The sequence below is a fragment of the Pseudophaeobacter sp. A-200-2 genome (genome assembly GCF_041008815.1).
Classification (GTDB): Bacteria; Pseudomonadota; Alphaproteobacteria; order Rhodobacterales; family Rhodobacteraceae; genus Phycobacter; species Phycobacter gallaeciensis_A.
This window is the reverse complement of the sequence record NZ_JAXGFU010000003.1, coordinates 120,359-134,003: the sequence shown is the minus strand read 5'-3', so window position 1 is coordinate 134,003 and position 13,645 is coordinate 120,359. Positions and strand designations below refer to the sequence as shown.

The window sequence follows — 13,645 nt, the reverse complement described above, 5'->3', positions numbered from 1 at the left end:
TCTTTCCTGTGGTCAGTCCATTACATAGCCATAAGAGCCGTTGAAGTCCTGTTTCGCCACTTCACTGGCGGGGCCGGAGCTGCTGCGTGCGGTGCGGCCGAATAGGAACAGGTCCGCTTCGCTCGGCGGCTTGATGCGGTCGGTCGGAAGCGTCAGGGCCTCGCCACGGGTCGGGGTGACCAGATGGGCGCTGACGATGATGACCAGTTCGGTCTGGGCGCGTTGATAATCGGCGCTGCGGAACAGGGCGCCCAGCACCGGTACATCCCCAAGCCAGGGCAATTGTGACGAGTTATCAAGGAATTCGTCCTTGATCAGTCCGGCAATGGCAAAGCTTTCGCCATCACGCATTTCGACCGTGGTCGAGGTTTCGCGGCGTGAAAACGCGTTGATCGACAGCCCGTTCAGTTCCAGCGAATTGGTCGGGTCGATGGCCGATACGGCGGCTTTCAGTTCCAGATTCACGATATCCTCATCCACCACGCGGGGAATGAAGTTCAGCTCGATCCCGAAGGGTTTGAATTCGACGGTGATCAGCCCATCTTCCTGCGCGACCGGGACGGGGTATTCACCGCCTGCCAGGAATTTTGCCTCTTGCCCAGAGAGGGCGGAAAGGTTGGGTTCGGCCAGCGTGCGCACGACACCCTTCTGTTCAAGTGCCTCCAACAGCAGCCCGACCTGAACCGATCCGGCGTTAAAGCCAAACAAGACGGCGCCGGTATTGCTATTGGCGGCGGGAATGTTGCCGGTCAGCGAATTGGTCAGGCCGGGCTGGTTGTTCAAGGTGTTGGTGCCACCGTTGACGCCAAAGCTGCTGCCGCCGCTGATCCCAAGCGAAGAGCTTAGGGATTTTGAAACGGAGCGCTGCATTTCAGCAAAACGGACCTTGAGCATGACCTGCTGCACACCGCCGACGGACATCAGGTTGCTGACGCGGTCCGGCGCATAGCGTTCTGCCAGATCCAGCGCCCGCTGCAGGCGGGCCGAGCTGGAGGCGGTGCCGGAGAGCACAATGCCGTCATTGGCGGTCCGCACTTCGATCTTCTCGCCGGGCAGGATCTGCCGCAGACGTTCCTTGAACTCGGTCACATCGGCGGCGACGCGCACATCCACATTGGTGATCAGCCGCCCCGAGGCATCCAGCAGCGTCAGAGTGGTCAAGCCGGGCGATTTGCCAAGCACATAGATCGTGCGGTCGGAAAGAGAAGAGATGTCGGCGATGCTGGGATTGGCGATGCTGAGTTCGGCAAAGGGTTCGTCGCTTTCGACCACGACGGCGCGGTTCATAGGCACATTCAGCGATGCCGAAGTCCCTTTCTTCACCACGCGCAATCCATTGGCCAAAGCCCCGTCCGGGACGGCCATACACACCAACGATAGCCCGGTCAGGGCTGCCGCTACAAACCTACGAAATGCCATGTGACCTGCCTTTCCGATCACGCCTCAACTCCGGGTCTTTTTGCCCGATATTTCAGGTCACTGTGCGGCAGTTCCCGAATTATTGCAAGAATCAAAGGAAAACGGGCGGCTGTGGCAGCGCGGCTGTGTGGGGTCGGGGCAACAAAAGAACACGCCAGCCGCCCATTCTGGGTGACTGGCGTGTGGTCCAAGGTCTTGGGACTATTTGGTTTTACTGCATCTTGTGCCGACTTCTGCTTCAGTCGGAGCAGGGGATCGGGATCTCGACCACCTCGGCGCCGCGGCGGGTACGGATGGTGCAAACCCGCTCTTCCTTGGCGATCACTGGTGCTTCGACCGCGCTGAGCCCCAGCAGTTTGCGCTGGTCCACTTCGACAAGCGCAGCCACGGTATCGTCCTGCGCGCCAACAAGGGCGAGGGACAGTTTGCCGGTGCTTTGGGCTTGGGCGAGGGCGGCGACCTGCTCGGGGCGGGCGGCCACGGTGACGGTGCGGGCGATCACCGCGCCGCTGATGTCTCCGCCTGCGCTCTGATCGACGGCGATCAACTCGACGTTGGTTTCGATCAGCCGGGTGACTTCCCCTTGGACATTGGAATTGGTGCCCCGCACGGTGCCGGTCCAGTAGACATCGACGCGGTCACTGGGGCGCAGGAAGCCGGACACGCCGGATGCCACATCAACCTTGATGGCAAAGGCCCGCATGCCGCGAGCCAGGCGCGAGGTAATACCTGCATCTTCGCCCGGTGCGGTGACCTTGACCGCAAGCAGCGGTTCGCCCTTTTCCATGGTGCGCAACACGACGCGCGGCTCATCGGCGCGTTCGGGAGGAAACAGCGCCTCAAGGCTGGTAAATGCACCTTCCGGAACGGCATTTTCCGGCCAGCGTACCTTACGGACGGCATCCTCGCTCAGCCGTTCGCCATATTTCAGCGCCTTGTCTGCAACGTATACATCTGTGACCGGGACGACTTCGGCCCGGTTTGCCCGCTCGCGGGCCAGTTCGTTCTGATAGGCCGAGATGTAGTTCTTCGCCATCATAACGGCGCCACCGGCCAGGGCGACACCGACAATCAGCACGAGTCCGAAAACCGCACGCATTGTGGTACCTCTCATTTGTTATCTTCCGGCGTCCACATGGTGGAGTCGGGGGCTTGATTCTGAAATCTACTGCGCGAGGCAGCCGGTCAGAGCCATCGGGAGTGCCTTGTTCAGCCGAACGTCCAGTTGGACATATAGGCCATCAGCGCATTGGCCAGTCCCATTGCACCATCTTCCATTGCAGAGGAAATCAGCACAGTCAGACCAATGATTGCTGCGGTCAGAACGACCCAGTCGACAGTCACTGCACCCTCGTCTCGGGCTAGAAAAGACCAGATCTTTTTCATGATGTCCCGCTCCCGCTTAGCGTCTGGGAAAAAGGCCGCGCCCTTGTGGCAAAGGCGCGGCCCAAAACTGTTCCGTAATATTGTCCTAAGACTAATTACTGGCCTGCGGTGCCAACGGTGGTGCCTTTATCGGTCAGGAAGGTGCTGGTTGCGGTGGTCAGGTTGCCCGAACCGGTTTCGATTGCCGTGTAGACAGCGCCTGCCAGGGCGGCAACGGCTGCGGTCAGAACAACCCAGTCAACGGTCACGGCGCCAGAGTCGTCTTTACGGAAGTTTTTGATGAACTTGATCATGGTTATGTCCCTCCAAAGGATCACTGAATTTGCACTATCCCGCCGTCCGTTGTGTGGGTCTGTCTCTCTCTCTCACCGACCCTGTCCGGCTTGGATGAATACATATAGCCGGGTGAGCGTGGCAGCATTTGGGCCGAAAACCGGAAAGGCAGTCAAAATTTAATGATTTTTAAAGAAATTTAGCAAAGCTCTGAAATTAAAGAATTTAAGTCTTTATGAGGTGTAAACCTGCGTGGCTTTTGCGCGGCAGGCCCCTGTAAATATGGCGAATATGCCAGATTCTGAACCTGTGGACTGGATTCGGGTAGGGATTTCACCGAGTCTTGAGACCCAAAAGCTGAGCGCTTCACAGGATTTTGAATAGTCCCATGACCATTCGTCGTTTTCGTGCCGCTGTTGCGGTGTGGTTTTCCCTTTGGCTTGCCTTTCCCGTAAGCGCGGAACAGGCGCCTAAACCTTTTCCCGACTTCGAGGCAAAGCGGGTCAAGCCGCCGCAACCCGGGGCAGGGCCGCGCATCACCGTGCAAATCGAACCAAATGCAGAGGCGCCCCCAGCGCAAGCGGTGGCAGTGGGCGAAGCTGACGAAGAGTTCCAGCCGGGGCGCTATGAGTGGTTCTGGGAGCAGGTTGCGCCGGAACTGGGGTCGACAACCGGCGCTGCACGTCTGGAGCTTGCCATCGCCGCGCTTTCCTCACCCGGGGGCACAGGTGGCGTTGCTGCGCCGCGGCTGCAGCTGCTGCAGGACATCGTTGCAGCGCAAGGCACGCCGATCCTTTTGTCCAGTGTGGGCACACGGGTCTCTCCGGCGCTGGCTCTGGCGGTGATCGCGGTGGAAAGCGAGGGGCGGGTAGATGCGCAAAGCTCGACCGGGGCGCAGGGGCTGATGCAGTTGATGCCGGACACCGCCATCCGGTTTGGGGTCACCGATGCCTTCGAGGCGCCGCAGAATATTGCGGGGGGCGTCAAATACCTCGATTGGCTGATGCAGGAATTTGAAAACGACGCGGTTCTGGCCCTGGCCGGATATAACGCGGGCGAGGGCGCGGTGCGCAGCCATCAGGGCGTGCCGCCCTTTCCGGAAACGCGGGATTACGTGCCAAAGGTGCTGGCGGCCTATCAGGTGGCCCGCAGCCTGTGCATGACGCCGCCCGAGTTGATCACCGACGGCTGCGTTTTCCGCCGGTTTGAATGACCGGTTGAACAACCGGGCAGGTGTCAGGTTGAGGGGATCTGCAGATCAATCAGCCCGCGCGCGGCCTCTTTGGCGTCCGCAGCGGGGTCTCCGGCCAGCCCGCCGCCGCGCGCCAGCACTGCCGAGACGATTGCGCCTTCTTTCAGCAGCAGCAGCTGACGGGCCAGCAGCCGGGGATCATTGGCGTCGGCGGCCTCTGCGATTTCGGAAAAATGGTCCTGCAGGATCTGCTTGTGCGCGGCCGACTGGGCGTGGATCGGGTGGTTGATCTCCTGGAACTCGGCGCTGGCCTTGATGAACATGCAGCCACGAAACTCGGGCTTGGTGAACCATTCCGAAAGCGCGTCGAACAACGCCAGCATCTGTCCTTTCGGCGTGTCGCTCAGCTCTTCGATGCGGCGATAAAGCCAGTGGCGGAAGTTTTCATCCCGAAGGCGCAGCACCGCGAGGATCAGATCCTCCTTGGTGCGGAAGTGTTTGTACATCGATGTCTTCGACACACCGGTTTCGCTCACCAGCTTGTCCATGCCGGTGGCGTGAAACCCGTTCCGGTAAAATACATCAAGGGCCTTTCGGACCAGCTCGTCTCGCTTGTTTGGGCGCATGATTCGTCTCTTTGTGTACCGATCTGTACATAGTTTGCAGGTGCAGCGTTGGCAACTGCGACACATTAAAGTGAACAATTTCATAGGATTGAGATCGTGTTCACGAATTCGTTCAATGGACATCACAAAAAATGAATTGCAAAAGGGTACCGATCAGTACACTTTGAGTTCAGGATTTACCGATCAGTACAGTTAAGCAAGCGCAGCAGTGGAGGCGCAGATGAAACGACTATTCAGCCCCATGCGATCCCCTTTGGCTCCCGTTGTTCTGACCGCAGGTATTGCCGTGGCGATGCTGGCGCCCCCACCGCCGGAAGCTACCGTTCTTTCCCTTCCGTCTGACCCCGCCAATGGCGTCATGGCGCCGAGCCGCGCTGCCGCTCTCGCAACCCTTTTTACCGTTCATGTGGCAGCCCCGGTGGCTGCCCATGTGGCGAAGGCCAACACCCCGGCTTTCGCCTTGAAGGTGGCCGCCGACTGATTGGTGCCGCCCTCAATAAACCCCGGCCAAGCCTCCCCCTGGCCGGGGTTTCCTTACCTTCTCCTCCTCCGAACCAAATGAAGACCAAAGGACACGCCGAATGACCCGTCCCCCCTTGCCGCCTTTCGACGAAGCCAGCGCCAAAAAGAAGGTGCGCCTTGCCGAAGATGGCTGGAACACCCGCGATCCTCAGATCGTTGCGCCGGCCTATACCGATAACTGCCCCTGGCGGAACCGCGCCGAATTCGTCACTGGCCACGATGAAATTCGCGCCCTGCTGACCCGCAAGTGGTCGCGTGAGCTGGAATACCGCCTGATCAAGGAACTCTGGGCCTATACCGACAACCGCATTGCCGTGCGGTTTGCCTATGAATGGCGCGATGATAGCGGCCAGTGGTACCGGGCCTATGGCAACGAAAATTGGGAATTCGCCGAAGACGGCCGCATGCAGCGCCGCATCGCCTCGATCAACGACAAGCCGATCAGCGAAGACGAGCGTCTGTTCCACTGGCCGCTGGGCCGTCGCCCCGATGATCACCCCGGTCTGTCTGACCTCGGTCTCTGATCTGCCCGTTCAGTCCTAAGAAAGCGAGAGCAACCATGCCCCGTGCCTTTGCAGAAATTGCCTTTACCGAATCCGTGCGTGAGCATCAGAAGCGGCAGGGGTCTGCCCGTGCCTATGGGCGCCTGCTGGAAACCCCGGAACGCTCCGGCGATCGGATCGGCGTCGCCGAAGCCGCCTTTATCGCCGAGCGCGACGGCTTCTATCAGGCAACCGTTTCGGAAACCGGCTGGCCCTACGTCCAGTTCCGGGGGGGGCCGCGCGGTTTCCTGAAAGTGGTGGACGAAAAGACCATCGCCTATGCCGATTTCAGCGGCAACAAGCAGTATATCTCGCTTGGCAACCTGACCGACAACGCCCGTCTCGCGATGATCCTGATGGATTACCCGAACCGGCGGCGGCTGAAGATCTGGGGCACGGTTGAAATCATCGAAGGTGCAGAGGCCACGGATGGCCTGTTCCCGACCGGCGCGCGCGCTGCGCCTGAGCGGGCCATCCTGATCCATCTGGAAGCCTTTGACTGGAATTGCCCCAGCCACATCCCCGAGCGTCTGACGCTGGAGGAGCTGGAGCCCCACCTGGCCCCCCTGCGCAGCCAGCTGGCCCAGCTCAAAGCGGAGAATGAAAGACTGAAAGCAGGCCAGAAGGTCTGAAGGCAGCCATTCCGTTTCTGCTGGCTGCAGTACGTTCTGTTACGAGGTAAATTGATATGACATTCGACCCGATGAACATGCTGAATTCAGCCCTTGTTACGGCGGCGCTGACGCTCTCTCCTGCGGTGGCGCCGTCGGCTCAGGCATCCACGATGCCCGAGACCGCCTTTTCCTCGCAAATGATCGAGGGCCTCACGATTGCCTATCGTGAGGCAGGTGATCCCAGGAACCCGACGGTTTTGCTGCTGCATGGGTTCCCCAGTTCTTCCTATATGTTCCGTGACCTGATCCCGGTGCTGGCGCAGGAGTATCATGTGATCGCGCCGGACTATCCCGGGTTTGGAGCCTCGGACATGCCGCTTGCTGCCGACTATGACTACAGCTTTGCCAATACGGCGGATCTGGTGACGCAGCTTCTGGACCAGAAGGGCGTGAAGAATTACGCGGTCTATATGACCGATTATGGCGCGCCGGTTGGGTTTCGCATGTTCGCCGAGGATCCGGCGCGGGTCTCGGGTTTCATCATCCAGAACGCCAATGCTTATGAAGAGGGGCTAAGGGAGTTCTGGGGGCCGATGCGCGCCTATTGGGCCGATCCCAGCCCGGAGAACGGCGATGCGCTGCGCGGCTTCCTGACCCTTGATGCCACCAAATGGCAGTTCACCCATGGGGCAGAGAACCCCGCCAGCGTCAGCCCGGACCATTTCTGGCACGCCCAGTATCTGCTGGACCGCCCGGGCAACCAGGAGGTGCAGCTGGAAATGTTCCTCGATTATGGCTCGAACCTGAGCGAGTACCCCAAGTGGCAGGCACTGTTTCGCGAACACCAGCCCCCCGCGCTGTTGGTCTGGGGCGCCAATGATCAGATCTGCCCCGAGGAAGGGGCGCACCCCTATAAACGCGATCTCACGGATCTGGAGTTTCACTTGCTGAACACCGGCCATTTCGCCTTGCAGGAAAAGGGTCCTGAAATCGCCGGGAAGATGCTGAGCTTTCTCGATCGTATCAACAACTGACAGGGTGGGGGCCGGGATGATATCCGCCCCCGCCTGTTTACTGCCGTAATGCCTTTGCCATCGACATTACCGAGGGCGAGGACATGGGCGCTACATCGCTGCTGCAGGCCGTCATCTCCTGTGGGCACAGCGCAAGTATGTACGCCTCTGGCACGGCGCGGGTGATCTGAGGTCCTGCACCCGCTTCGGCCAAAAAGAAGGCCCGCCTAACGTATCAGGCGGGCCTTTTTTGTTTTTGATGTCGCTAAGCAATCAGTTGACGATGGTCGCCTCGGTTGCGGCGCGCAGTTCTTCTTCGGTGACGCCTTCGGCCAACTCAACGATCTTCAGGCCACCTTCGACCACGTCCAGAACGCCCAGACCGGTGATGATGCGGTCCACGACGCCCTTGCCGGTCAGCGGCAGGGTGCAGGCCTTCAGAACCTTGCTGTCGCCGTGCTTGTTGGTGTGGTCCATGACCACGACCACGCGGCCAACGCCTGCGACCAGATCCATCGCGCCGCCCATGCCTTTGACCAGCTTGCCGGGGATCATCCAGTTGGCCAGATCGCCGTTTTCGGCCACTTCCATCGCGCCCAGGATTGCCATGGCGATCTTGCCGCCACGGATCATCGCAAAGGATTGTGCCGAATCGAAGAACGCGGTTTGCGGCAGTTCGGTGATAGTTTGCTTGCCGGCGTTGATCAGGTCGGGATCCTCGTCACCCTCATAGGGGAAGGGGCCCATGCCCAGCATGCCGTTCTCGGATTGCAGCGTCACCTCGACGCCTTCGGGGATGTAGTTCGACACCAGCGTCGGGATACCGATGCCGAGGTTCACATACCAGCCGTCCTGCAGCTCCTGTGCCGCGCGTGCGGCCATCTGATTGCGATCCCAAGCCATTATGCGGTCTCCTTCTGACGAACGGTGCGCTGTTCGATGCGCTTTTCGTGCTCGCCCTGGATGATGCGGTGCACATAAATACCGGGCAGGTGGATGTGATCAGGGTCAAGGCTGCCAGTGGGCACGATTTCCTCGACCTCGACAACGCAGACCTTGCCGCAGGTGGCGGCGGGCACGTTGAAGTTACGCGCGGTCTTGCGGAACACCAGGTTGCCGGTTTCGTCTGCTTTCCAGGCTTTCACGATGGCGAGATCGGCAAAGATGCCCTCTTCCATGATGTAGTCCTGCATGGCGCCATCCGGTCCGGTCGGGAACTGCTTTTCGAACTTGCCTTCGGCAATGACGGTGCCCACGCCGGTCTTGGTGAAGAAGCCGGGGATGCCCGCGCCGCCTGCGCGCATGCGCTCGGCCAGGGTGCCCTGAGGGTTGAATTCCAGCTCCAGCTCTCCGGACAGGTACTGGCGCATGAATTCGGCGTTCTCACCCACGTAGGAGGAGATCATCTTTTTCACCTGCTTGGTCTGCAGCAGGATGCCGATGCCAAAATCATCAACGCCCGCGTTGTTGGAGGCGAAGGTCAGATCCTTGGTGCCGGCGTCTTTGATCGCGTCCAGCAGAAGCTCTGGAATACCGCAGAGGCCAAAGCCCCCGGCGGCGATGAACATGCCGTCATGAAGCAGCCCGTCAAGCGCTTCGGCGGCGTTGGAGTAGACTTTTTTCACGGAGTTCTCCCTAAACTGCCTATTGGAGAGGGTTCTGCGCCTCGGCGTCGGCAGAGTCAATAATACGGAGAAAAACGCGTATTTCTACGGAGTCAGGTTCCCATGACCGACGCCGTGACCACCGGTGCCGCGTGGCATGGCCGTGCCAGGACCTACTGTCAATGATGCTCAGCGAAACGGGTTTCCGGAAAGGGGAATGTTAAGAGTTGTTGGGCTAATGTTGGAATAGTTGAATATGTTGCGTGTAGGAGCCCTGTATTGGCTCAGAAAACAATCGAAGTTATCAATCTGGGGGCCATGGCCGATCTGGATCCTGACGAACAGGATGCGGTGGCCGAGAATGCGGCGGCGCTGGTCGGCATGACCTTCGGCTCTGCTGGATCTCCCTTGTATCAGCAGTTGGACTATCTCACCCTCGATGATCCAAGCGGTGACGGTGCGGTTTCCAGCAATGATTACGGCTGGTCTCCCGAAGATGTGATCTTTGATGGCATCGCGTCGGGGCTCGACAGCGTCATCGATTACCAGGTCGATCTCGTCTTCAATGACGGCTCCACAGCCGCGGCCGAGATTCTGTTGCTGCAGGATATGTCCGGGCGCACCTTTCTGGCGCCCTTCCTGGTGGGGTCGGCCAAAAACGATGTGCTGAATGATGGCGGCATTCGCTCGATGACGTTCACCGGCATCGTTAATGACGCGGGCACCCACGCCTATGTCGACCGCGAAGCCGATGCTTTTGTTGTGTGCTTTCTTGAAGGAACGCGGATACGCGCAGCTGCCGGGGAGGTCCCGGTGGAGCGCCTGTCGGTCGGCGATCTCGTGGAAACGCTGGATCATGGGTTTCAGCCCCTGATCTGGCTGGGGCAGGAAACCGTGTCAGCGGGGCGGCGGACCTCCCCGATCCGGCTTCGGGAAAAGGCGCTGGGTGCGGGGTTTCCGGAACGCGATCTCTATCTGTCGCCGCAGCACCGGGTTTTGTTCGACTCGCCCATTGCGGGCCGGATGTTTGGAACGAATCAGGTCTTTGTCCCGGCAACGAAGATGATCGATCTGCCGGGCGTCACCCAGCCGGTGGTACAAGCGAGGCATCACTACTGGCACCTGATGCTCAAACGGCACGAAATCCTCTTCGCCGAAGGCGCACCGGTCGAGAGTTTTCTACCGGGCCCCATCGCACTCGCAGGCCTGTCGCCGGAAAACCGCGCCAGCCTGCGAAAACGCCTGCCGTTTCTGATGCAGGGACAGCTCGCGCCAAGTGCCGCCAGACCCTGCATTTCCGGCGCTGCGGCTGCGAACCTCGTCCGGCGTCACCGGCGTAACAAACGGCCGCCTCTGGCGAACCCAGCCGCTTGGGAGGCTTCGCCAGGCATGCTGTGGGATCGCGCCTAGGCGCTGAACCTAGAATGCCGCCTGGACGAGCTTGAATTTGGGGGGGGCAAAGATGGCCAGCCCGGACCGCGCCGCGTCAGCGGCGCCGGGCCCAACGGAACGGTCACAGTTCTTCACTGTGACCCGATCCGGCGGGAGCCGCCCGGTTTCTGGCCGGGCAAGGGTGGTCATGTGTGGCGAAAGTCGAGCCTAGCTGTCGCCTGCGTCTTTGGCTGCGGTCTTCTTGCTGGCTGTCTTTTTCGCCGCAGGTTTCTTGGCAGTGGTTTTCTTTGCAGCGGCCTTCTTGGGCGCGGCCTTTTTCGCCGGGGCTTTCTTCTTGGTCTTGCCCGCTTTGTCGGCGATCAGCTGCACCGCCATTTCCACGGTAACATCCTTGGGCTCTACGTCCTTGGGCAGGGTGGCGTTCACCTTCTCCCATTTGACGTAAGGCCCATAACGACCGTCCATGATGCTGATGGCGCCGCCGCTTTCGGGGTGTTCGCCCAGTTCCTTCAGCGGCTTGGCAGCAGCGCGGCGGCCGCGGCCCGGGTTGGCGCGTTTCTCGGCCAGCATTTCCACCGCCCGGTTCATCCCGATTTCAAAGACATCCAGCGTCTCTTTCAGGTTCACGTAGACCGGTTTTTCTTCATCCGGGCGCTGGTGCATGATGTAAGGACCGAACCGGCCAAGGTTCGAGGCGATCATGCCGCCATCAGGGTGTTCCCCGATCTGGCGCGGCAGGGTCAGCAGCGTCACCGCCTGTTCCAGAGTGATCTCGTTCGGGCCCCAGCCCGGCAGATAATCGCGGCCCTGTTTTGGCAGGGATGAGCGTGGCGGCTTCTTGTTTTCCGGCGTGGCCTCGCCGCGCTGGACGTAGGGGCCAAAGCGGCCGGATTTCAGGTGGATCTCGTCACCGTCATCCTCGCCCAGCACCCGCTCATAGCCTTCGGCGCCTTCGCCAGAGATCGGGCGGGTGTAGTTGCATTCCGGGTAGTTGCCGCAGCCAACAAAACCGCCGGTGCGCGAAGTTTTCAGGTGCAGCTGGCCCGCGCCGCATTTGGGGCAGATGCGCGGGTCGGTGCCATCTTCGCGCGGCGGGTAGAGCTGCGGCGCCAGCGCATCGTCCAGCACATCCAGCACCTCGGAGATCCGCAGATCCGATGTCTCGGCAATCGCAGCGGAAAAGTCGCGCCAGAAATTGCTCAGGATGTCCTTGTAATCGGCCTCACCGGCGCTGACGTCATCCAGCTGTTCCTCCAGCGCGGCGGTGAAATCGTATTCCACGTAGCGTTTGAAGAAGTTCAGTAGGAAGATGGTGACGATCCGGCCCTTGTCCTCGGGGAACAGGCGGTTCTTTTCCTTGCGGACGTATTCGCGGTCCTGGATCGTGGTGATCACGCTGGCATAGGTCGACGGACGGCCGATGCCCAGTTCTTCCATCTTCTTGACCAGCGTCGCCTCGGTATAACGCGGTGGCGGCTGGGTGTGGTGCTGCAGGCCCAGAACGGCGGCGTTCTCCGACAGGATCGCGGCGTCCTTGCCCGCTTTTTCCGCCTGCGCTGCCAGCGAGGAGGCAAAGTTGACGTTTTCGCCGTTCATGATTTGCGGCAGGCGCTTGTCGTCCTCGTCCACCACATCGTCGCGGCCTTCTTCGTAGACGCGCATGAAACCGTCGAACAGCACCACCTGACCAGTTGCGCGCAGCACCACCTGACCGTCGCCTGATCCGATATCGACGGTGGTGCGCTCCATCCGGGCGCCTTCCATCTGGCAGGCGATCGTGCGCTTCCAGATCAGATCATAAAGCTTGCGCTGCTCTTCTTCGCTGACCTTCAGGCTTTTTGCATCGCGGCTCATATCCGTGGGGCGGATACATTCGTGCGCTTCCTGGGCGTTCTTGGCCTTGTTCTTGTAGATGCGCGGCGAGGACGGCACATAGTCGGCGCCATAGCGGGTTTCGATCTCGGCGCGGGCGGCCTGTACCGCCTCGGGCGCCATGTCGATACCATCGGTCCGCATGTAGGTGATATAGCCTGCCTCATAAAGCCGCTGCGCCGCGTTCATACACTGGCGCGCGCCCATGCCGAACTTGCGGCTGGCTTCCTGCTGCAGGGTGGAGGTCATGAAGGGCGCCGACGGGTTGCGGGAGGCAGGCTTTGCCTCCACCGATTGCACCTTCAGGTCGCGGCTGGAAACTGCTTTGACCGCCAGGTCTGCGGCAGTGGAGTTGGCGAGGCTGTATTTATCCAGCCTGTCGCCGCCCAGGACCGTCAGGCGTGCTTCGAATTCCTGCCCGCGCGGGGTCGAAAGCTGCGCCTTCACCGACCAGTATTCGCGCGGATTGAAGGCTTCGATCTCCATCTCGCGTTCAACGATCAGACGCAGGCAGACCGATTGCACACGGCCTGCGGACCGTGCGCCGGGCAGTTTGCGCCACAGCACCGGCGACAGGTTGAAGCCCACGAGGTAATCCAGCGCGCGGCGGGCCAGATAGGCCTCGACCAGCGGCATATCCACCTGACGCGGGTTTTTCATCGCTTCGGCGACAGCTTCCTTGGTGATCGCGTTGAAGGTCACGCGGCTCACCGGTGTGTCCTTCTTGATCGAACGGCGCTTGGTCAGCGCTTCCTGCAGGTGCCAGCTGATCGCTTCTCCTTCGCGATCAGGGTCAGTCGCGAGAATCAGGGCGTTGTCTTCTTTCAGAGCGTCGGCGATGGCCTTGACGTGTTTGCGGCTGTCGTTTCCGACCTCCCATTTCATGTCAAACTCATGCTCGGTATCGACCGACCCATCCTTTGGCGGCAGGTCACGGACGTGTCCGTAAGACGCCAGCACAGTGTAGTCAGAGCCCAGGTATTTATTGATTGTTTTGGCCTTGGCCGGGGATTCGACGACAACAACTGGCATGTAAATTCAGGACCTCTTGAGGGGCGGATACTGCGCGTTCTATGGCGGGGCAACATGTGGCGCGCAAGGGGAGATTGTCAATCCGTGGGCTTTGGACGCATGCGTTGCGCTGCCTTTGCACCATGTTTTGCGCCATGTGGGCAGTGCTGTGAGGGGCG

At 60.4% G+C, this 13,645-nt stretch carries 14 protein-coding genes; 6 read left to right on the top strand and 8 right to left on the bottom strand.

Annotation, left to right across the window (positions count from 1 at the left end; translation table 11 throughout):
* Positions 1–12: 12 nt before the first annotated feature.
* The 4 genes from SM766_RS05540 to SM766_RS05525 form a co-directional block, all read right to left on the bottom strand.
* The gene (locus SM766_RS05540) at positions 13–1,419 is read right to left on the bottom strand and encodes a type II and III secretion system protein family protein (RefSeq protein ID WP_274831298.1); all 1,407 of its coding nucleotides are present in this window, start codon (positions 1,417–1,419) and stop codon (positions 13–15) included.
* A 238-nt stretch (positions 1,420–1,657) separates the two neighbouring features.
* Positions 1,658–2,518, bottom strand: a complete 861-nt coding sequence (cpaB, locus tag SM766_RS05535) for a Flp pilus assembly protein CpaB (protein ID WP_065272692.1) — start codon at positions 2,516–2,518, stop codon at positions 1,658–1,660.
* A 110-nt stretch (positions 2,519–2,628) separates the two neighbouring features.
* The gene (locus SM766_RS05530; RefSeq protein WP_274837647.1) at positions 2,629–2,805 is read right to left on the bottom strand and encodes a hypothetical protein; all 177 of its coding nucleotides are present in this window, start codon (positions 2,803–2,805) and stop codon (positions 2,629–2,631) included.
* A 95-nt stretch (positions 2,806–2,900) separates the two neighbouring features.
* A complete protein-coding gene (locus SM766_RS05525; protein WP_368947176.1) occupies positions 2,901–3,098 on the bottom strand; it encodes a hypothetical protein in 198 nt (65 codons plus the stop codon).
* A gap of 368 nt (positions 3,099–3,466) precedes the next feature.
* On the opposite strand from SM766_RS05525, the gene SM766_RS05520 reads away from it, so the two are divergent.
* Positions 3,467–4,291: a lytic transglycosylase domain-containing protein gene (locus SM766_RS05520; RefSeq protein WP_368947175.1), complete on the top strand. Its 825-nt coding sequence runs from the start codon at positions 3,467–3,469 to the stop codon at positions 4,289–4,291.
* A 23-nt stretch (positions 4,292–4,314) separates the two neighbouring features.
* On the opposite strand, the gene SM766_RS05515 is transcribed toward SM766_RS05520, so the two are convergent.
* Positions 4,315–4,896: a TetR/AcrR family transcriptional regulator gene (locus SM766_RS05515; protein ID WP_065272695.1), complete on the bottom strand. Its 582-nt coding sequence runs from the start codon at positions 4,894–4,896 to the stop codon at positions 4,315–4,317.
* 220 nt (positions 4,897–5,116) lie between these two features.
* Here SM766_RS05515 and SM766_RS05510 point away from each other — a divergent pair, with 220 nt between their 5' ends.
* From SM766_RS05510 to SM766_RS05495, 4 genes are all read left to right on the top strand, one after another.
* Positions 5,117–5,377 (top strand): hypothetical protein, encoded by a 261-nt coding sequence (locus tag SM766_RS05510; RefSeq protein WP_133245351.1) that lies wholly within the window; start codon positions 5,117–5,119, stop codon positions 5,375–5,377.
* A 100-nt stretch (positions 5,378–5,477) separates the two neighbouring features.
* Positions 5,478–5,942: a nuclear transport factor 2 family protein gene (locus SM766_RS05505; RefSeq protein WP_065272696.1), complete on the top strand. Its 465-nt coding sequence runs from the start codon at positions 5,478–5,480 to the stop codon at positions 5,940–5,942.
* A gap of 35 nt (positions 5,943–5,977) precedes the next feature.
* A complete protein-coding gene (locus SM766_RS05500; RefSeq protein WP_065272697.1) occupies positions 5,978–6,592 on the top strand; it encodes a pyridoxamine 5'-phosphate oxidase family protein in 615 nt (204 codons plus the stop codon).
* Between the two features lie 56 nt (positions 6,593–6,648).
* Positions 6,649–7,608 carry an alpha/beta fold hydrolase gene (locus SM766_RS05495; protein ID WP_274867046.1) on the top strand — a complete coding sequence of 320 codons (960 nt, stop codon included), beginning with the start codon at positions 6,649–6,651 and terminating at the stop codon, positions 7,606–7,608.
* Between the two features lie 252 nt (positions 7,609–7,860).
* Here the strand turns inward: SM766_RS05495 and SM766_RS05490 are convergent, their stop codons facing one another.
* Both SM766_RS05490 and SM766_RS05485 read right to left on the bottom strand, forming a co-directional pair.
* Positions 7,861–8,490, bottom strand: coding sequence for a 3-oxoacid CoA-transferase subunit B (locus SM766_RS05490; protein ID WP_065272698.1), 630 nt, complete (start codon positions 8,488–8,490; stop codon positions 7,861–7,863).
* Positions 8,490–9,212, bottom strand: a complete 723-nt coding sequence (locus SM766_RS05485) for a CoA transferase subunit A (RefSeq protein ID WP_065272699.1) — start codon at positions 9,210–9,212, stop codon at positions 8,490–8,492. The genes SM766_RS05490 and SM766_RS05485 overlap by 1 nt, the downstream gene beginning before the upstream one ends.
* A gap of 258 nt (positions 9,213–9,470) precedes the next feature.
* Between SM766_RS05485 and SM766_RS05480 the strand changes: the two genes are divergently transcribed.
* Positions 9,471–10,601, top strand: coding sequence for a Hint domain-containing protein (locus SM766_RS05480; protein WP_368947174.1), 1,131 nt, complete (start codon positions 9,471–9,473; stop codon positions 10,599–10,601).
* Positions 10,602–10,790: 189 nt separating this feature from the next.
* On the opposite strand, the gene topA is transcribed toward SM766_RS05480, so the two are convergent.
* Positions 10,791–13,487, bottom strand: coding sequence for a type I DNA topoisomerase (gene topA / locus SM766_RS05475; protein WP_368947173.1), 2,697 nt, complete (start codon positions 13,485–13,487; stop codon positions 10,791–10,793).
* Positions 13,488–13,645 lie beyond the last annotated feature (158 nt).